The sequence below is a fragment of the Thiothrix subterranea genome (assembly GCF_016772315.1).
In the GTDB taxonomy this organism is placed as follows: domain Bacteria; phylum Pseudomonadota; class Gammaproteobacteria; order Thiotrichales; family Thiotrichaceae; genus Thiothrix; species Thiothrix subterranea.
On record NZ_CP053482.1, the window covers coordinates 740,774 to 760,668 of the forward strand.

Annotated in this window: 19 protein-coding genes and 1 tRNA gene; all 20 read right to left on the reverse strand. The window is 50.9% G+C overall.

The window, feature by feature from the left end; genetic code table 11:
• Position 1: 1 nt before the first annotated feature.
• Positions 2-2,233 (reverse strand): translation initiation factor IF-2, encoded by a 2,232-nt coding sequence (gene infB, locus HMY34_RS03510; protein ID WP_228287969.1) that lies wholly within the window; start codon positions 2,231-2,233, stop codon positions 2-4.
• Positions 2,191-2,973: a translation initiation factor IF-2 associated domain-containing protein gene (locus HMY34_RS20115; RefSeq protein ID WP_228287970.1), complete on the reverse strand. Its 783-nt coding sequence runs from the start codon at positions 2,971-2,973 to the stop codon at positions 2,191-2,193. The genes infB and HMY34_RS20115 overlap by 43 nt, the downstream gene beginning before the upstream one ends.
• 21 nt (positions 2,974-2,994) lie before the next feature.
• Entirely contained in the window at positions 2,995-4,491 is a 1,497-nt protein-coding gene (nusA, locus tag HMY34_RS03515) for a transcription termination factor NusA (protein WP_202717929.1), read from the reverse strand.
• A complete protein-coding gene (gene rimP / locus HMY34_RS03520; RefSeq protein ID WP_202717930.1) occupies positions 4,488-4,964 on the reverse strand; it encodes a ribosome maturation factor RimP in 477 nt (158 codons plus the stop codon). Before rimP ends, nusA begins: the two co-directional genes overlap by 4 nt.
• A 66-nt stretch (positions 4,965-5,030) precedes the next feature.
• A tRNA-Met gene (locus HMY34_RS03525) sits at positions 5,031-5,107 on the reverse strand.
• Between the two features lie 66 nt (positions 5,108-5,173).
• Entirely contained in the window at positions 5,174-5,464 is a 291-nt protein-coding gene (locus HMY34_RS03530) for a DUF2818 family protein (protein ID WP_202717931.1), read from the reverse strand.
• The gene (gene nuoN / locus HMY34_RS03535; RefSeq protein ID WP_202717932.1) at positions 5,461-6,897 is read right to left on the reverse strand and encodes an NADH-quinone oxidoreductase subunit NuoN; all 1,437 of its coding nucleotides are present in this window, start codon (positions 6,895-6,897) and stop codon (positions 5,461-5,463) included. The genes HMY34_RS03530 and nuoN overlap by 4 nt, the downstream gene beginning before the upstream one ends.
• A 2-nt stretch (positions 6,898-6,899) precedes the next feature.
• Positions 6,900-8,441 (reverse strand): NADH-quinone oxidoreductase subunit M, encoded by a 1,542-nt coding sequence (locus HMY34_RS03540; RefSeq protein ID WP_202717933.1) that lies wholly within the window; start codon positions 8,439-8,441, stop codon positions 6,900-6,902.
• Between the two features lie 32 nt (positions 8,442-8,473).
• Positions 8,474-10,489: an NADH-quinone oxidoreductase subunit L gene (gene nuoL / locus HMY34_RS03545; protein WP_202717934.1), complete on the reverse strand. Its 2,016-nt coding sequence runs from the start codon at positions 10,487-10,489 to the stop codon at positions 8,474-8,476.
• A 3-nt stretch (positions 10,490-10,492) separates the two neighbouring features.
• Positions 10,493-10,798, reverse strand: coding sequence for an NADH-quinone oxidoreductase subunit NuoK (gene nuoK, locus HMY34_RS03550; RefSeq protein WP_093069533.1), 306 nt, complete (start codon positions 10,796-10,798; stop codon positions 10,493-10,495).
• Positions 10,795-11,394 carry an NADH-quinone oxidoreductase subunit J gene (locus HMY34_RS03555; protein ID WP_202717935.1) on the reverse strand — a complete coding sequence of 200 codons (600 nt, stop codon included), beginning with the start codon at positions 11,392-11,394 and terminating at the stop codon, positions 10,795-10,797. Before HMY34_RS03555 ends, nuoK begins: the two co-directional genes overlap by 4 nt.
• A 9-nt stretch (positions 11,395-11,403) precedes the next feature.
• Positions 11,404-11,895, reverse strand: a complete 492-nt coding sequence (gene nuoI / locus HMY34_RS03560) for an NADH-quinone oxidoreductase subunit NuoI (RefSeq protein WP_093069530.1) — start codon at positions 11,893-11,895, stop codon at positions 11,404-11,406.
• Between the two features lie 10 nt (positions 11,896-11,905).
• Complete coding sequence (gene nuoH / locus HMY34_RS03565; RefSeq protein ID WP_202717936.1) at positions 11,906-12,976, reverse strand: NADH-quinone oxidoreductase subunit NuoH; 1,071 nt, start codon at positions 12,974-12,976, stop codon at positions 11,906-11,908.
• A 4-nt stretch (positions 12,977-12,980) separates the two neighbouring features.
• The gene (gene nuoG, locus HMY34_RS03570; RefSeq protein WP_202717937.1) at positions 12,981-15,287 is read right to left on the reverse strand and encodes an NADH-quinone oxidoreductase subunit NuoG; all 2,307 of its coding nucleotides are present in this window, start codon (positions 15,285-15,287) and stop codon (positions 12,981-12,983) included.
• Between the two features lie 3 nt (positions 15,288-15,290).
• Entirely contained in the window at positions 15,291-16,571 is a 1,281-nt protein-coding gene (gene nuoF / locus HMY34_RS03575) for an NADH-quinone oxidoreductase subunit NuoF (RefSeq protein ID WP_202717938.1), read from the reverse strand.
• A gap of 4 nt (positions 16,572-16,575) precedes the next feature.
• Positions 16,576-17,097: an NADH-quinone oxidoreductase subunit NuoE family protein gene (locus HMY34_RS03580; RefSeq protein ID WP_228287971.1), complete on the reverse strand. Its 522-nt coding sequence runs from the start codon at positions 17,095-17,097 to the stop codon at positions 16,576-16,578.
• Positions 17,097-18,350, reverse strand: coding sequence for an NADH-quinone oxidoreductase subunit D (locus HMY34_RS03585; RefSeq protein ID WP_202717939.1), 1,254 nt, complete (start codon positions 18,348-18,350; stop codon positions 17,097-17,099). The genes HMY34_RS03580 and HMY34_RS03585 overlap by 1 nt, the downstream gene beginning before the upstream one ends.
• The gene (locus HMY34_RS03590; protein WP_202717940.1) at positions 18,350-19,063 is read right to left on the reverse strand and encodes an NADH-quinone oxidoreductase subunit C; all 714 of its coding nucleotides are present in this window, start codon (positions 19,061-19,063) and stop codon (positions 18,350-18,352) included. The genes HMY34_RS03585 and HMY34_RS03590 overlap by 1 nt, the downstream gene beginning before the upstream one ends.
• Before the next feature lie 3 nt (positions 19,064-19,066).
• Positions 19,067-19,543, reverse strand: a complete 477-nt coding sequence (locus HMY34_RS03595; protein ID WP_202717941.1) for a NuoB/complex I 20 kDa subunit family protein — start codon at positions 19,541-19,543, stop codon at positions 19,067-19,069.
• Positions 19,534-19,890, reverse strand: coding sequence for an NADH-quinone oxidoreductase subunit A (ndhC, locus tag HMY34_RS03600; protein WP_093069518.1), 357 nt, complete (start codon positions 19,888-19,890; stop codon positions 19,534-19,536). Before ndhC ends, HMY34_RS03595 begins: the two co-directional genes overlap by 10 nt.
• Positions 19,891-19,895 lie beyond the last annotated feature (5 nt).

Below are 19,895 nucleotides of genomic sequence, written 5' to 3' on the forward strand. Positions count from 1 at the left end.
TTTAAATCTTCCGCGCCACTTCAATGCGTTCGTAACATTCGATGTTATCGCCTTTACGCACATCGTTGTAATCTTTGACCGCGATACCGCACTCTGTCCCCATGTGGACTTCTTTCACGTCATCACGGTGACGGCGCAAGGATTCCAACTCACCGTTGAAAATCACCACGTTATCACGCAAGACGCGAATCGGCAGACTACGGCGCATGGCACCATCGACCACCAAACAACCCGCCACTTGACCCAATGCCGACGAACGGAATACATCGCGCACTTCCGCCAAACCGACAAAGACTTCGCGCACTTCTGGCGACAACAAGCCGCTCATCACCGCTTTAATGTCATCAATGACTTCGTAGATGATGCTGTAATAACGAATCGTGACACCGTTATCCGCAGCGGTTTTACGCGCGGTAGCGTCGGTACGCACATTGAACGCAATCATCGTGGCTTTAGATGCCATGGCTAAATCGACGTCACTGGCGCTAATGCCGCCAACGCCGGATGCCACCACCCGCACTTCGACTTCATCCGTTGAAAGGTTGAGCAACTCAGTGCGCAAAGCTTCCACGCTGCCTTGTACGTCAGCCTTGATTAATACGTTTACTTGTGCACGTTCACTGGCTTTAACTTGCGTAAAGAAGTCTTCCGACTTGCTCACGAATTGTGCTGCAAAACGGGTGTCGCGTTGTTTTTCACGGCGCAATTCAGCAATTTCACGCGCTTTGCGTTCGTCGTTCAATACCACGACTTCATCGCCCGCTTCCGGTGCGGCGGAAAGACCCAATACGGCAACAGGAATGGAAGGGCCTGCTTCTTTCACGGGACGACCCGTCTCGTCGAACATCGCCCGCACTCTGCCGTATTCAGAACCGCACAGCAGCAAATCACCACGCCGCAAAGTACCACTACGTACCAAAACAGTGGCAACCGCGCCGCGACCTTTTTCGATACTGGCTTCGATCACGTGACCGGTAGCAGGCGCATCAACCGGTGCAGTCAACTCCTGCACCTCTGCCACTAACAGCAAGGTTTCCAGCAAGGCATCAATGCCTTGCCCGGTTTTTGCAGAAATCTGCACAACTGGCACATCACCGCCCCACGCTTCAGTATTCACCTCGTGCTGGGAAAGTTCGCTCAGTACCCGGTCAATGTCCGCACCTTGCTTATCAATTTTGTTGATTGCCACCACCATTGGCACACCCGCCGCTTTCGCGTGCTTAATGGCTTCTTTGGTTTGTGGCATCACGCCGTCATCGGCTGCAACAATCAGGATAATAATGTCGGTAACTTTTGCACCACGTTCACGCATTTGGGTAAACGCTTGGTGTCCGGGGGTATCAAGGAAAGTGACCGTGCCGTGATCCGTGTCGACGTGGTAAGCGCCAATATGCTGGGTAATACCACCTGCTTCACCGGCTGCTACCCGTGTTTTACGGATATAGTCGAGCAAAGATGTTTTACCGTGGTCAACGTGTCCCATAATCGTCACGACTGGCGGGCGCGGTTTGGATTCGTAATCGGTAACATCTTGTCCGATCATCGCCGCCAACAATGCGGCATCATCCATTTCCTGCATTGGCTTAGCTTTGTGACCCAATTCTTCCGTCACCAAAATCGCCGTATCTTGGTCGATGGCTTGGTTGATGGTCATCATCATGCCCATTTTCATCATCGCTTTGATAATGTCAGTCGCACGAATAGCTAATTTTTGCGCCAAATCAGACACCACAATCGTAGTAGGAATCTCGATTTCCTTAACAACCGGTGCGGTTGGCTTCTCAAAACCGTGCTTGGCATTGTTCTGCTGCTGACGCGAATCAGGCTTGAAAGCATCACGACGTCCGCCGCCGCCTTTCTTTTTACCGGGGCGACCACCGCCGCCACCGCCGCCTGTTGAGGGAACATGCAATTCTTCACGTCCGCCACGCCCAGTCACTTTCGCCTTGGATGATTTTTTATCAACACGCTTATCGTCAGATGCTACGGCGGCTTCGGTATACTTCTCAACCACAACCTCCGCAACAACCGGCTTTTCTGGCTCAGGTTCGCTAACATCCACCACTTCAACCGGCGCTAACGCTGGCTTGGGTTTCAATTTGGAAGGACGACGTTTCAAGGCGGTTGCCGCTTCTTCACGAGCAGCCGCAACAACAACTTCACGTTGTTCTCTGGCGCTCAAGTTTTCAGTTAATTCGGCACTGGAAGTACTGGTAGTAACGGTAACAGGCATTGGGGGAGCGGGTTCTGCTGCTTTAATCGGGGTACGGCGACGGGTTTGACGCTTTCTTGAGGTTTGCTGACGGCAACAGTGACTTCAGGCACTGGAGTAGTGACTGCCACCACCGGTGCTGGAGCGCTTGCTGGCATTACCGGTGTAACCGCTTCATTAACTACTGCTGTTACCGCAGGCGCTGGCGCTGGCTGAGGCATGGCAACAGCAGCCGTTGCTGCGGCTGCTTGACGCTCCATGCGCTTATTTTCCTGTTGACGCCGATCTTGCCCGGATTTTTGCACCGCAGACTCACGTGCTTGACGCTCAGCGGATAACTGACGCGCTAATTCTTCCGTGCGGCTGAGACGCGCTCCTGCAACAGGTGCAGATGCAGATGCAGGGGCAACAGGTGCAGGGCTAGACGGCGCTTCCGCAGCGACCGACTGCTCCGCAGGTTTGACACCAGGCGTGAACGTTTTTTTGTGTCTTACTTCAACGCTCACGGTTTTGCTGCGTGCGCCGCCTGCACCAACGGTCATTTCACTGGTTGAACGCCGTTTAATGGTAATTTTGTTGCCACCCGTGCTGACAGGAGCTGCGCCTTGGCGAATGTGCGCCAACAATTTGAATTTCTGCGCATCAGTAATCCAAGCGTCAGGGCCATCAACATGAATACCTGCGTCCTGTAACTGCTTGAGCAGAACTTCAACGGGAGCATTGATTATCTCGGCAAGTTTTTTGACTGCTATGTCCGACATTTATTTCTTCCTCCCGCAGAATTAAGCTTCTGCTTTATCGTCCGCGAACCACGGTTCACGAGCTTTCATAATCAAACTGGCTGCACGAGCCTCATCAATGCCAGCCAATTCCGTGAGTTCATCCACGGATTGTTCTGCTAAATCTTCCATCGTGCAAATGCCTTGGGTTGCCAACTTGAAGGCTAGGGTATCATCCATGCCTTCCATGTGCAGGAGGTCTGCCGCTGGCAAGTGGCTATCCTGAGAAATGGCTTGCGACAGCAGCGCGGTTTGAGCGCGGTCACGCAATTCATTAACAATCGTTTCGTCAAAGCTTTCAATCGCTAAGAACTCTTCAAGCGGCACGTAAGCGACTTCTTCGAGTGTCGAGAAGCCTTCTTCCACCAAAATCACCGCCACTTCCTCATCAACGTCCAGTTTTTCCATGAACAGGTTAATGATGGATTGTTGCTCGGCCTGAGTCTTGGCTTCGGCTTCTTCCACACTCATGACATTCAATGTCCAGCCGGTCAGCTCGCTGGCAAGGCGTACATTTTGCCCGCCACGACCAATGGCTTGTGACAGCTTTTCGCCATCGACACCAATATCCATGCTTTTGCTTTCTTCATCGACCACGATGGAAAGCACTTCAGCCGGAGCCATCGCGTTCATGACATAGGTCGCAATGTCTTCGTTCCACAGCACGATGTCGACGCGCTCTTTGCCACCGAGTTCGTTGGTAACGGTTTGAATACGTGAACCACGCATCCCCACGCAAGCGCCAATCGGGTCAATGTTCGGCAAATTAGCACGAACGGCAACTTTAGCGCGTGAACCTGCATCACGAGCGGCTCCCATTATATCAATCATTTCCTGACTGACTTCGGGAACTTCGAGTTTCATTAGCTCAATCAGGAAATTCACATCCGAGCGGCTGACAATAATCTGCGGGCCGCGCATGTCTTGATGAATTTCTTTCAGATAACCTCTGACCCGTGCCCCAACGTGTAACATTTCACCGGGAATGGTTTCTTCACGGGGAATAAATGCTTCTGCATTTTCGCCCATGTCCAGCACAATGCCTTTGCGATCGGCACGCTTGACCACACCCATAACCAAATGCCCGACTTTATCGCGGTAAGCGGAAACGACTTTCTCGCGCTCGGCTTCACGCACCTTGGCAACGATCACTTGTTTGGCGGTTTGTGCCGCGATACGCCCGAATTCCACCGAAGGAATTGCTTCTTCAAGATAATCGCCAATAGCAATGCTGAAACCGCGATCTTTGGCGTAGCTTTCTAAAATTTGGCGTTCTGGACTTTCAAAATCGGGATCTTCATCGTCCACGACTTTCCAGCGGCGGTAGGTTTCATAATCACCCGTTTGGCGATTAACCGATACCCGCGCATCAATGCCCATGCCGTAACGTTTACGGGTAGCCATTGCTAATGCCGTTTCTACTGCTTGGAAAATTAATTCCTTGCTAACATTTTTTTCATTGGAGACTGCATCAACAACGTAGAGAATTTCTTTATTCATGCGTGTTTACCGCCCTTGCGCTGAGGTCGAATATCCAAAACAACTCGCCCACGATCAATAATCTCGTAAGGAATCTCAAAGACTGTGCTGTCCACTTCCATGAAAATATGGGTGTCGTTCGCGTCCTGCAACTTCCCAACGAAGTTGCGGCGTTTCTCCACCGGCAGGCGAGTGCGCACTTTGATTTGCTGACCGACATACAGAGCATAGTGTGCGGGGATGAATAACACCCGATCAATTCCGGGCGAAGATACTTCAAGAATATAAGCAACGGGAATCAAGTCTTCCACGTCCAGTGAGGCACTTAACTGGTGACTGACACGTCCACAATCCTCTACCGTAATGCCTTGTTCAGCGTCGATGAAGATACGTAGCAACGCACTTTCCGTTTGTGGACGGTACTCATAACCCCACAAATCATAACCGAGGCCGGTGACAGTGGTATGAATCAGCGTGTCTAATCTTTCTTGCATTACGTCTTGGGTACTTTCTTGGGTAGCACATAATAAAAAAGGCCCTGATAGGGGCCTTCTTATAATTGGTAGCGGGGGCAGGATTTGAACCTGCGACCTTCGGGTTATGAGCCCGACGAGCTGCCAGACTGCTCCACCCCGCATCAGAGGAGCGAACTATAAAGCAAAGGGTTTCCCCTTGCAAGCCTTAATCGAAACAAAACGTGAAATTAACGCACATGACGGTAAATAAACCCCGGAAATGCGAATACCAAGAACAAGGCCAAGGTAACGGCGTAAAATTCCCAGTCCTGAGGGTGTATGATTCCCATCGCACGCTGCTCCAGCAACAATGCCAAGCCACCCACGATGAAGTACAGCACAAACCATTCCAGCAAACGTAGCCATGCTGATTTGTGTTCACATTGCAAAATAAGAAAACAACGTTGGCTTAACCAAGGCAGATTAGCCAATACCAAGGCGAGGCCAAGAAAGCCCCACTGTAACACCAATAAACTCATAAACGACTAGCGACCATTGCTGCTGAACAAATACCCATTAAAGCGCTAGGGAACAACCCTAACAACACCATGAGCACGCCATTTACACTGATCAGCACACTAAAATCAAGTTCAGCCTGAATCGGCGCGGTTTGTTCCGGCTTATCAAAGTACATCATTTTGATGGCTCGCAAGTAGTAATACGCCCCAATCACCGACATCACCACCATGAATACCGCAGGCCACAAATAACCCGCCTGCATAACCGATTGAATAATCGATAATTTCGCGTAGAAGCCCACGGTTGGTGGAATACCTGCCATCGAAAATAAGAAAATCATCATAATAAAGGCATACCAAGGGTTACGCTCGTTCAAACCTTTCAAGTCATCCAGCGTTTCCGCCTCAAAACCTTCGCGCCCCAACAAAATCAGAATCGCAAAACCACCCACCGCCATCATCGCGTAAGTGATCGTATAAAACAGTGCGGCGCTATAACCTTCCGTTGTACCCGTCAGCGCACCCAACAGAATAAAACCCATGTGTGCAATCGTCGAATAAGCCAACATCCGCTTCAGATTGAATTGCGCAATCGCAATCAGATTACCAAGGAAGACCGACAACAACCCAAATACCAGCAGCAATTGCGCCCAACCGGGTTGAGCCGCCCCCATTGATTCCGCCAATACCCGCAACAACATCGCCAGCGCTGCCAATTTCGGCACGCTTCCCAAAAACATCGTTACCGCCGTTGGAGCGCCCTGATACACATCGGGAACCCACATGTGGAAAGGCACTGCACCAAACTTAAACGCAATGCCTGCCACGATAAAGACCAAAGCAAACAACAGCGGAATATTTTCCAGCACATTTTGCGCATTGATATAAACCAAGACTTCAGTGAACTCCAACTTGCCGCTCAAGCCGTACAGAATCGAAATTCCATACAGCAACAAACCTGACGCAATCGCGCCGAGCACAAAATACTTCATCGCCGCTTCGGAAGAACGCCCATCGTCACGATTAAATGCCACCAGTGCGTACATCGACAACGCCAGCAATTCCAAACCCAAATAGATAACCAGCAAATGATTGGCAGAGACCATCACCAACATACCCAGTACCGCAAACAGCGCCAGCAAGAAAAACTCACTTACCCAAATGTTTCGGTCTTTCAAATACTTGCGGGCATACACAAACACTGCAAACGTTAGCAATAAAATACTGATTTTTAAAACACCGGCTAAATCATCGCGCACATACATGCCATTCAGACCAGTGACTTTATCCCCATCCATTGCGCCATAAGCCAATAATGCGGTTGCCAACAAAGCCACTTGGGTCAATAGGTATGTCACCATGCGGCAATTTTCGCGTAGGAACACGTCCAATAACAAAATCAGACAGATCGTACTCAGTAGAAAAATTTCCGGCAGTGCAATGGTAATATTCATGACTAGCACCCCCCCGCAAGCCCAGAACACAACTTGCTCTGCAACGCCTGAGACAACAGATTTTCGATTGACACTTCCATCACATCCGTCAAAGGTTGAGGCCACAAGCCCAGTAACAATACCGCACCCGCCAATACTGCCAACATCCAAAACTCCCGCCGCCCAATATCCTGCAAAGCAGCGACTTCCGCATTTTTCACTTCACCAAACAGCACCCGTTTCACCAGCCACAGCGTATACGCAGCGCCCACAATCAATGTCGTTGCCGCCGCAAACGCAATCCACGGATTCGCACGAAAACTTGCCAAAATCACCATGAATTCACCCACGAATCCCGACGTGCCCGGCAAGCCCGTATTTGCCATCGCAAACAGCACATACAACGCCGCAAATGTCGGCATTTGATTGGCAACCCCACCGTAAGCATTAATGTCACGGGTATGCATCCGGTCATACAACACCCCGATACACAAGAACATTGCGCCAGAAATAAAGCCGTGCGACACCATTTGCACCATCCCGCCTTGGATCGCCAAGACTGCACTGCTCATCGCACCCTCAACATTCTGCGTACTCTCGGTAATGCCGTAAATCACAAAAAAGCCCAAGGTCACAAAACCCATGTGCGCGATAGAGGAATAAGCCACCAGCTTTTTCATATCCTGCTGCACCAACGCCACAAAACCAATATACACCACCGCCGTCAGCGACATAAAAATCACCAACCAGTCCAATTGCGCAGCAGCATCCGGCACAATCGGCAAAGCAAACCGCAGAAAGGCATAGCCACCGACTTTCAATGTAATCGCCGCCAAAATCACCGAACCGCCCGTAGGCGCTTCCACGTGCGCATCCGGCAACCAGGTATGCACCGGCCACATGGGTACTTTCACCCCGAAAGCCAGCAAAAATGACAAGAAGATCAGCGTTTGCGGCACACTATCAATTCGCAGTGTATGCAAATCTGCCACCGCGAAACTGCCGCCCAATTGATACATATAGATCAAACTGATCAGTAAAAACACTGAACCGAAAAAGGTATACAAGAAAAACTTGATGGTGGCATACACCCGCCGTGCGCCACCCCAAATGCCAATGATCAAAAACAGCGGAATCAACATTGCCTCAAACAGGATATAGAACAGCATGGCATCCAACGCCGCGAATACCCCGTTGACAATCCCCGCCATGATCAAAAAAGCCGCCATGTATTGGGAAATCCGATACGTAATCACTTCCCAACCCGCAATCACCACCATCACCGTAATAAATGTGTTCAGTAGAATCAATGGCATGGAAATGCCATCCACGCCCAGATGGTAGTTAATATTAAACGCCTCAACCCAAGGAATAAGTTCCACAAACTGCATCTCGGCAGTATTGGGTATAAAGTATGCGTACAACGGTAAACTGATCAAAAACGTCAGTAACGCAATCCCCAGTGCAAACTGCTTAGCGCCAGAACGATCGCCCACAATCAACACACCCAAGCCACCGATAATCGGCAACCAGATCAACAAACTCAGTATTGGCAAATCAAGCATGTGCAATTCCAGTTAAAGCCAACAGAACGGGGTTAGAAAAACAAAAACCAAGTAAGCATCAACAGGATGCCTGCCACCATCGAAAAGGCGTAATGATACAAATACCCGGTCTGAAGATGACGCGCCAGCCCAGAAAACCATCCGACTGCTTTTGCTGCGCCATTCACCACAAAACCATCAATCATCATGCGCTCGCCGAAAGACCACAACCCGTTACCCAAATTAATAGAGCCTTTCGCAAACACATTCTGATTAAAATCATCCAAATAATACTTACGATCCAGCAAGGTATGCAGCCAGCGAAACTTGTCATACGCCCAACGCGCCAGTGAATCATCTTTCAAATAAATAAACCAAGCCGTCGCCAAACCTGCCATTGCTAACCAGAAAGGCGGAGCCATCAAGCCGTGTACAATAAAACCGATCACGCCATGATACCCGGCACTAATATGTTCGATCGACAAATGCGCCGACAGCAAACTTTTCAAACCCGGATCAAAATTATGCGCGGCATCATTCACAAAAATGGCATCTTTAAAAAATGCGCCAACCACCATCGGATCCAACAAATACCCAGCGAAGACCGACGGAATCGCCAATGCAATCAAAGGAATCGTCACAACCCACGGTGACTCATGCGGTTTCCCACCGTGTCCATGATGCCCGTGATCATCATGACCGTGCGAATCAAAACGCTCGTTACCGTGAAACACCAAAAAGAACATACGGAAACTGTAAAAAGCGGTAACAAACACCCCTAACAACACCAGCGTATAAGCATAACCAGCCGCCCACAAATGGGATTCATGTACCGCTTCAATAATCAAATCTTTGGAAAAGAAACCAGAGAAACCGGGGAAACCAATCAATGCCAACGAGCCAATCAGAGAAGTCCAATAAGTAATCGGCATATACTTTTTCAGCCCACCCATTTTGCGAATATCCTGCTCATGGTGCATCGCTATAATCACTGAACCCGCCGCCAAGAATAACAATGCCTTAAAAAAAGCATGAGTCATTAAGTGAAATACCCCGGCAGAATAAGCGGAAGCACCTAACGCCACCGTCATATAACCAAGCTGCGACAATGTTGAATACGCGACTACTCGCTTAATATCATTCTGCACAATCCCAATCAGTCCCATAAAGAATGCGGTGGTTGCACCAATAATTAGAATCATGTTCAGCGCAGTATCCGACATTTCAAAAATCGGTGACATGCGTGCCACCATGAAAATACCTGCCGTCACCATTGTCGCCGCGTGAATCAAAGCTGAAATCGGTGTAGGACCTTCCATCGAATCGGGCAACCACACATGCAACGGGACTTGCGCTGACTTACCCATTGCGCCAATAAACAATAAGATAGCGATTAACGTCAATACACTCCATTTAGTGCCGTCGATAATCTCTATATCCGCCCCAACTAAACCGGGCAAACGCGCAAAGGTTTCCACATAATCCAAAGTGCCGCAATACATCAGCACCACTGCAATTCCCAACAAAAAGCCAAAGTCACCCACGCGATTCACCAAAAACGCCTTCATATTGGCGTAAATCGCGGTGTCTTTCTTAAACCAAAAACCAATCAGTAAATACGACACCAGCCCGACCGCTTCCCAGCCGAAGAACAACTGCATAAAGTTGTTACTCATGACCAGCATCAGCATCGAAAAGGTAAACAACGAAATATAACTAAAGAAACGCTGATAACCGGGGTCTTCATGCATATAACCGATGGTGTAAATATGCACCATCAACGACACGAACGTCACCACCAGCATCATCATGGTACTGAGATTATCCAGCATAAACCCCACTTCAAAGCGGATTTTGCCAATTTCAGCCCAAGTATACACCGTACCGTTATAGCTATTACCATTGCCCATCACATCATAGGCAACGTAAACCGACAGCAAAAACGCCACCGCCACGCCCAAAATCGTGACCCAATGCGCACCTGCACGTCCAATCTTTTTCCCAAACAGCCCCGCAGCAATCGCCCCGAACAACGGTGCAAGCGGAATAGCCAGATAAATTGCTTCCATCGCTTACCCCTTCATCGCATCAAGTTGTTCAACATTGATCGTGCGCCGGTTACGGAACAAAACCACCAAAATCGCCAAGCCAATCGCCGCTTCCGCCGCCGCCACCGTGAGGATAAAGAACACGAACACCTGCCCTGCCATATCCCCCAAATAATGGGAAAACGCGATAAAATTCAGGTTCACCGCCAGCAACATCATCTCAATGCACATCAACAAGATCAGCACGTTCTTACGATTAAGGATCATGCCTGCGATGCTGATCGCAAACAGCAAAGCCGCCACAATCAGGAAATGCGACAAAGGGATCATGCTTGCTCCTTGGTTTCGGACTTCATCTTCACCAGACGTACACGGTCTGCCCGCTTCACCTGCACCTGTTGGCTAATATCTTGTTTACGCGAATCCGGGCGACGACGTAGCGTCAGGGTAATCGCGGCAATAATCGCCACCACCAGAATCACCGCCGCAATTTCAAACGGATACACGTAATCAGTATACAAAATCGCGCCCAACGCTTCGGTATTATTCGCCGGAGCCGGATTCAACGGTGTCGCAATCTGAAACGGCGCACTTTGCAGCACCATGATCATTTCCACCGCAATGACTAATGCCACCCCAAAGCCGACAGGCGCGTGTTTCACCAGCCCCTCTTTCAACGGATCTGTGTTCAAGTCCAGCATCATAATCACGAACAGGAACAGCACCATCACCGCCCCGACGTACACCAATACCAGCACTAAGCCGAGGAATTCCGCTTCCAACAGCAACCACAATGCGGCACTAGTGAAAAAGCTCAAAATCAGGCATAACGCCGCATACACCGGGCTGCGTACCGTCACCATCCCCACTGCCGCTGCCAGTAATACAGCGGAAAACAGGTAAAAGATAATCTGCTCAAATGTCATGTCATCCCCTTAACGGTACGGCGCATCAGCGGCTTTCATCTTGGCAATCTCAGCTTCGTGCTTGTCACCGATTGCCAGCAATTTGTCTTTGGTTTGAATATTTTCACCACGATTTTCAAAGTGATACTCGAAAATATTGGTCTCCACAATCGCATCCACCGGGCAGGCTTCCTCACAGAAACCGCAGTAAATGCACTTAAACATATCTATGTCATAGCGCGTGGTACGGCGAGTACCATCCGGGCGTTCTTCCAAATCAATCGTGATTGCCAATGCCGGGCAAACCGCTTCGCACAATTTGCAGGCAATGCAACGTTCCTCGCCGTTCGGGTAACGCCGCAGCGCGTGATGCCCACGAAAACGGTTGGAAATCGGCGTTTTCTCTTCCGGGTACTGAATCGTGATTTTACGCTCGAAGAAATACTTCCCCGTCACGCCCATGCCCTGCATCAATTCTTTCAGGCTGAACGTCTTGAAATAATGTTTCCAGTTGAAACTCATATCAGTCTCCTTACAGCCACGGTTTCCAGCCCAGCGCGATCGCCAGCCCTTCCGCAAAAATCCACACCAAGGTTATCGGGATCAGAATTTTCCACCCCAAGCGCATGATTTGGTCATAACGGTAACGCGGGAACGTGGCGCGAAACCAAAAGAACAGCAGCATAAAGAACGAGGCTTTCAATAGTAACCAATGGATACCATCACCAAACACCCAGCCCAATACCGGCATATCCGTCAAGAAAGTCAGCCCTTGGAACGGTGACAACCACCCACCCAAGAACATCAACGAAGTCAGTGCGGCAATCAGCCACATATTGGCGTATTCCGCGAGGAAGAAAATCGAGAACGCCATGCCGGAATATTCCACATGGAAACCCGCCACGATCTCGGATTCACCTTCCGCCACGTCGAATGGCGCACGGTTGGTTTCTGCCACACCCGAAATAAAATACACCAAGAACAAACCAAACAAAGGCCACACAAACCAGCTAAAAATGCTACCGGATTGCGCCCGCACAATGTCGCCGAGGTTCAGGCTGCCGGATGCCATTAACACCCCAACCAGTGCAAACCCCATTGCAATTTCATACGACACCATTTGCGCTCCAAGACGCATCGCACTCAGTTGCGCATACTTAGAATTCGATGCCCAACCCGCAATAATGACCCCGTAAATTCCCAAGGAAGTCAGTGCCAACAGGAACAACAGCCCCGCATTCACATCCGCCAACACCATGCCGTCACTGAACGGAATCACCGCCCACGCCGCAAACGCAGGCCCCATTGCCAACAAGGGTGCGATCAAAAATAAGAAACGGTTAGATTTCGCAGGAATCACAATTTCCTTAAAAATCAGCTTGAACATATCCGCAAACGGCTGCAACAAGCCTTTGAACCCAACCCGGTTCGGCCCCACACGCACCTGCATAAAACCGATGATTTTGCGTTCTGCGTAAGTCGCGTAAGCCACCAATAGGATCAGCGGCAGCACAATCGCCACGACTTTGATCAAAATGATTAGCAGCGTCACCATCCACTCAGGGAGGAAGGCACCGAAGAAATTTGCGAGTACTTCCATCATTCCCCTAACCTGCCTTTGCTATTTGGAGCGCACCAAAAGACGCGCCCAACACGTTGGATACTTCAATGCCCGACGGCAAACCGGCACAACCTGCTGGAATACCCGCGTCCAGTTGTGCTGGCAGCGTGATCGTCACCGCACCTTGCGAGACTTTGAGCGTATCGCCAGCCGCGACACCCATATTCGCTGCATCTTGCGGATTCAACTGCACCGCTGCCGGAGGAATCATGGCTTGTAAGGCTTGCGCACGGCGCACTAGCGGGTCAACACGGTACATTTCCACGTCACCAATACGCTGGAACGCCCCTTCTGCCGCCTTAGAGACACAAGACTTTGTGTCTCTACCCACAGTGCCAGCATAATGATTGTTACAAGCCACTACGCCGTCGAGTTCAAGGTGCAATTCAGCCACGATTTCTTCGGTGGCAACCCAGTCAAATTCAGGCACACCCACTGTATTACCCAACACCCGCAGCACTTTCCAAGTAGGTCGAGCCTCGCCCGGTGGCACAGTCGCGCCCTTAAAGTTTTGCCATTGCCCCGCTGCATTAATAAACGTGCCAGAAGTTTCTGCAAACGTCGAACCGGGCAATAACACCGTCGCGTATTTGCGCGTGGTATCATCCGCAAACGGCGCAATCACAATCACGTTTTCCGCCGCACTCAAGGCTTTCATCGCTTGTTGCGGATTCGCGAAATCTGCCAACTCGGTATTCAGCAATACAAACGTGCGAGTATTTTCACTGAGGAATTCACCCACCGGCACACCCGCTTGTTTGAGTTCACGTCCCGCCGATAAACGGTGCGGCACAACACCAGCTACCCACGCACCCACACTGTTGGCACTTTCCGCCAAATAGCCAAAGGTTGCGCCCGTTTGTTCGGCAATCGTGTAAGCCAAGCCGCGTAATGCGGCAAAATCGGGATGCTGAACGGCGACATTACCCAGCAATACCGTCACGTGTTCTGCCTGTTTCAGCGTTGCCATCACCGCATTATCAGGGTCATTAACCATCGCTTGTAGAGCTTGCAGCATCGCTGCCGGAGCAACCGCCTGTTGCGCCACATCGTAATTGAAATCGAATGCACGCGGATTCAACGCCATCACCGCCGCGCCTTTGAGTGCCGCTTTACGGATGCGGTGATTCAGTAACGGCTGTTCTTGGCGCACATTAGAACCAATCAAAAATATCGCATTTTGCTGTTCCAATTGCGCAATAGGCATTCCCAATGATGGGCAAAGCGGTGCAGCACCTTGGTCGCTGAAATCGGTCTGGCGTACACGGTGGTCAATATTGCGAATGTTCAAACCGCGCATTAAACGCTGGAACAAATACAGTTCTTCCACGGTGGAAGTCGCACTTGCCAATGCACCGGTACGCGCTGGGTCAGCCGCCCGCAAAATTTCCGCCGTCGCATCCAACGCTTGCTGCCAACTGACTTCATACCAATGCCCGTCGCGCTTGAGCATTGGCTTGGTAATACGGTCAGCACTGGCAATACCTTGATAGCTGAAACGGTCACGGTCAGAAATCCAGCACTCGTTTATCGCGTCATTTTCACGCGGCACTGCCCGCACCACTTCTTTGCGGAAGGTGTGCACCTGAAGGTGTGAACCCACCGAATCGTGCGGGGCAATCGCATCATGCGCCACCATTTCCCAGGCCCGTGCTTTGTAGCGTGACGGTTTCGCGGTCAGCGCACCCACGGGGCAGAGGTCAATCACATTGCCGGAGAGTTCCGATTTGAGCGATTTCTCAATATACGTGCCGATTTCGAGCCGATCACCGCGCCCTACCCCGCCCATTTCACGCATCCCGGCAATTTCATCGCCAAAACGCACACAGCGGGTGCATTGAATGCAGCGGGTCATTTCGGTTTCGATCAACGGGCCAATGTCTTTGTCTTGCACCACGCGCTTGATTTCAGCGTATTGCGATTTATTGCTGCCGTAACCCACTGATATATCTTGCAGTTCACATTCACCACCCTGATCGCAAATCGGGCAATCCAGCGGATGGTTGATCAGCAGGAATTCCATAATGCCTTTCTGCGCGTTCTTGGCTTTGTCGGAGCGCGTCCAGAATTTCATGCCTGCATTCACGGGCGTGGCGCAAGCGGGAACCGGTTTCCACGACTTTTCCATTTCCACCAAGCACATGCGGCAGTTGGCGGCAATCGAAAGCTTTTTGTGGTAGCAAAAACGCGGAATGCTAATGCCATTATTATCAGCCACTTCAATCAGCATCGCACCTTTGCGAGCCTGAACCGGCTGGTCGTTAATTTCGATGGTGACGAATTCTTCTGCCATGTGTTACCCCTGTCCCACCATGCTACGACCGTGCTTGACGTAGTATTCAAATTCCTCACGGAAATGCTTAACGAAACTCCACACCGGCATCGCCGCCGCTTCACCCAAGGCGCAAATGGAACGGCCTTCGATATTGTGGGAAATTTCTTCGAGCCGCGTAACGTCTTCCATCTTACCCTTGCCTTCCACAATGCGGGTCAACATACGGTACAACCAGCCAGTGCCTTCACGGCAAGGCGTGCATTGCCCGCAGGATTCGGAAAAGTAGAAACGTGAAATGCGTTGCAACACTTTGACCATATCGGTGGTGTCGTCCATCACAATGACTGCGCCCGAACCCAAGTACGAACCCGCTTTGGCAATGGTGTCGTAGTCCATCGTCAAGCCCATCATCACCTCACCCGGCAACACCGGAACGGACGAACCACCCGGAATCACCGCTTTCAACTTGCGTCCGTTGCGCACCCCGCCAGCTAACGCCAGCAGTTCAGGGAACGGCATTCCCATTGGAATCTCGAAATTGCCCGGATTGTTCAAATGCCCTGACATCGAAAACAGCTTTTCGCCACCCGAATTTTTCACACCCAGATCAGCGAACCACTTGCCGCCGTTGCGCATAATCACCGGAATGGAGGATAGCGTTTCAGTGTTATTAATCGTGGTCGGGCGACCGTACAAACCGAAACTCGCAGGGAATGGCGGCTTGAAACGCGGCTGGCCTTTTTTGCCTTCCAGCGATTCCAGCAAGGCAGTTTCTTCGCCACACACATACGCACCCGCACCAAGCGTGCCGTACAGATCAAAATCAACGCCACTGCCTTGAATATTTTTACCCAGCAAACCGAGCTCGTAAGCTTCTTTCACTGCCTGCTCAAAATTGATGAACGGCTCATCCATAAACTCGCCGCGCATGTAGTTGTAGCCAACGGTTGCGCCAATGCTGTAACCGGCAATCGCCATGCCTTCGACCAGCGCGTGCGGGTTGAAACGCAGGATGTCGCGGTCTTTGCACGTACCCGGTTCGGATTCGTCTGAGTTGCACACGATGTATTTTTGCCCCGGCATAGTGCGCGGCATAAAGCTCCACTTCATGCCAGTAGGAAAACCCGCCCCGCCACGCCCGCGCAAACCGGAATCTTTGATTTCTTCAATGATTTCTTCGGGTGGGGTCTTTTCAGCCAGAATTTTTCGCCATGCCTGATAGCCGCCAACTTTGAGGTAGCTTTCCAAGGTATTGGCTTGGTCGCCAAATTGGGTCGTGATGAAACAGACTTGATTTGCCATGTGCTTACTCCAGTCCGTCCAAAATCTCATCCACTTTTTCAGGGGTGAGATGGGTGTGGTATACGTGGTTGACCTGCATCATCGGCGCACTGCTACACGCCGCAAGACACTCTTCTTCGACTTTGAGGAAGAACTTGCCATCTGAGGTAGATTCACCCAACTTAATACCCAACTTTTTCTCAACATGATCGAGAATCACATCAGAACCGCACAACATACAGGAGACATTGGTGCAAACCGAAATGCTGTATTTCGCCGCTGCTTTTGCATCCATTTCATACATGGAATAAAAACTGGCAACTTCATACACTGCAATTTCGGGCAAGCCTAAATAATCTGCCACCGCGTCCATTTTTTCACGGGATAAATAATGGTCTTCGTGCATCACCGCGCGCAATGCTGCCAGCAGTGCCGATTGCTTTTTATCCGCCGGATAACGTGCCAACCAGCTATCAATGTCTTCACGCTCGTGATGGCTGAGCAAGTCGCTTTTGCGCTTGAGCATCGTAATGGGATGTTCAGTCATCAACGGTCAACCTCCCCGAAAACAATATCTTGTGTGCCGATAATCGCCACCACGTCAGCCAGCATGTGGCCTTTCACCATTTCATCCAAGCCGGATAAATGTGCAAACCCTGGCGCACGTACTTTTAAGCGGTACGGTTTATTCGCGCCATCCGAGACGATGTAGCAGCCGAATTCACCTTTAGGGTGTTCCACTGCTGCATAGGATTCGCCTTCCGGCAAGCAATAGCCTTCGGTCATCAGCTTGAAATGCTGAATCAAGGCTTCCATATCCTGCTTCATCTCAGCGCGTTTCGGCGGAGCGATTTTGCTGTCTTCCAGCATTACTTCACCGGGATTCACACGCAGCCAGTCAATGCATTGCTTGATAATACTGTTGGATTGGCGCATTTCTTCGACTCGCACCAAATAGCGGTCGTAGCTATCGCCTTGCACCCCGACCGGAATATCGAAATCCATCTTGTCGTAAGCAGCATAAGGTTGCTTCTTTCGCAAATCCCATTCAACGCCCGAACCGCGTAGCATCGGCCCACTGAAACCCAGTTGCAGGGCACGTTCCGGCGACACCACACCGATACCCACTAGACGCTGTTTCCAAATACGGTTATCGGTCAGCAGGGTTTCGTATTCATCCACATAACCGGGGAAACGGTTGGTGAAATCTTCCAGGAAATCCAGCAACGAGCCACCGCGATTGGCATTCAAACGCTTAGCTTCGGCTTCAGTGCGGAAACGGTTCGGTAAAAATTGCGGCATGGAATCCGGCAAATCGCGGTAAACCCCGCCCGGACGGTAATAAGTGGCGTGCAAACGTGCACCAGACACCGCTTCATACGCATCCATCAAATCTTCGCGTTCGCGGAAAGCGTACAGGAACATGGTCATTGCACCCACGTCCAGCGCGTGTGCGCCAATCCACAGCAAGTGATTGAGAATACGGGTAATTTCGTCGAACATGGTACGAATGTAGAGCGCACGTTCTGGCGGGGTAATTCCCAACAGCTTTTCAATCGCCAGCACATAACCGTGTTCATTGCACATCATTGACACGTAATCGAGGCGATCCATGTAACCGATGCTTTGGTTATACGGTTTGCTTTCTGCCAACTTTTCAGTGCCACGGTGCAGCAAGCCAATGTGCGGGTCAGCACGCACGATGGTTTCACCGTCCATTTCCAGCACCAGACGCAACACACCGTGCGCGGCGGGGTGAGCTGGGCCAAAGTTCAGCGTAAAATTGCGGATTTCAGGCATTAGTCATCACGCTCCACGGCTGGGGAAAAACGCTGGTCAGCGCGGATAGTGCGCGGAACCAATACCCGCGCTTCAATGGATACAGGTTCGTAAATGACGCGCTTTTGCTCAGCGTCGTAACGCATTTCAACCTGCCCGATGAGCGGGAAATCTTTGCGGAAGGGGTGTCCGACAAAACCGTAGTCGGTGAGGATGCGGCGTAAATCCGGGTGTCCACTGAACATAATCCCAAACAGATCAAATGCTTCACGCTCGTACCAATTCACTGAACTCCAGATGTCTATCAACGATGCCACTACCGGAAAATCGTTGTCATCGCAGCGTGTGCGTACCCGGATACGCAGATTGCGGCTCACCGATAACAAGTGGATTACCACTGCGAAACGTTTACCCGCGAACTGAGCACCCTCTTCCTGCGCATCAAAATCAAACGGATCCGCCTCAGTGGCTTGTGCCGCACGGCTAAAACCGCTGCGCGAGGCAGTGGTCACATCCCATTCCGCATCGCCATACGTGAGGTAATCAACCCCACACAAGTCGGTCAGTTGGGCAAAATCCAGCATGGAATCGTGCCGCAGGAAACGCGCCACTTCTAGCCAATGTTCAGCGGCTACTTCCAAGGTTAACTCGCCGTGCGCCAGAATGCTGGCTGACAGCTTATCGCCGAGTCCTTCCTGAACGTAATCCTTAACAAATTCGAGTGATACAGCCATGAATTACCGCGCTATCGTGTTGGTTCGACGAATTTTATTCTGCAACTGGATAATGCCATACAGCAGGGCTTCAGCGGTTGGCGGGCAACCGGGTACGTAAATATCCACCGGCACAATCCGGTCACAGCCGCGCACCACCGCGTAGGAATAATGGTAGTAACCGCCACCATTGGCACAAGACCCCATCGAAATCACCCAACGCGGTTCCGCCATCTGATCATAGACCTTGCGCAACGCCGGAGCCATTTTGTTGGTCAGCGTTCCTGCCACGATCATCACATCTGATTGGCGCGGACTGGGGCGGAACACAATGCCGAAACGGTCTAAATCGTAACGAGAAGCCCCTGCGTGCATCATTTCGACCGCGCAGCACGCCAGACCAAAGGTCATCGGCCACAACGAGCCAGTACGCGCCCAATTGATCAGGGCATCGGCTGTCGTGGTAACGAAGCCTTTCTCCAGAATCCCTTCTACTCCCATTCCAATGCCCCTTTTTTCCACTCGTAGATAAAACCAACAATCAGGATAGTCAGGAAAATACCCATCGCCACGATACCGAACACACCAATGGTGTCGAGCACAATGGCCCACGGAAACAGAAAGGCGATTTCAAGGTCGAAGATGATGAAGAGGATGGCGACGAGGTAATAACGCACATCAAATTTGATGCGAGAGTCTTCAAACGCGGGGAAGCCGCACTCGAACGGTGAATCTTTTTCTGCGTCTGGTCGGCGCGGGCCTGCGAGCAACCCCAAACCTAGCAATACCACTGCTAAGCCAAAACCGACTGCCAGAAAAACGAGAATGGGAAGGTATTCTCCTAGCATACTAA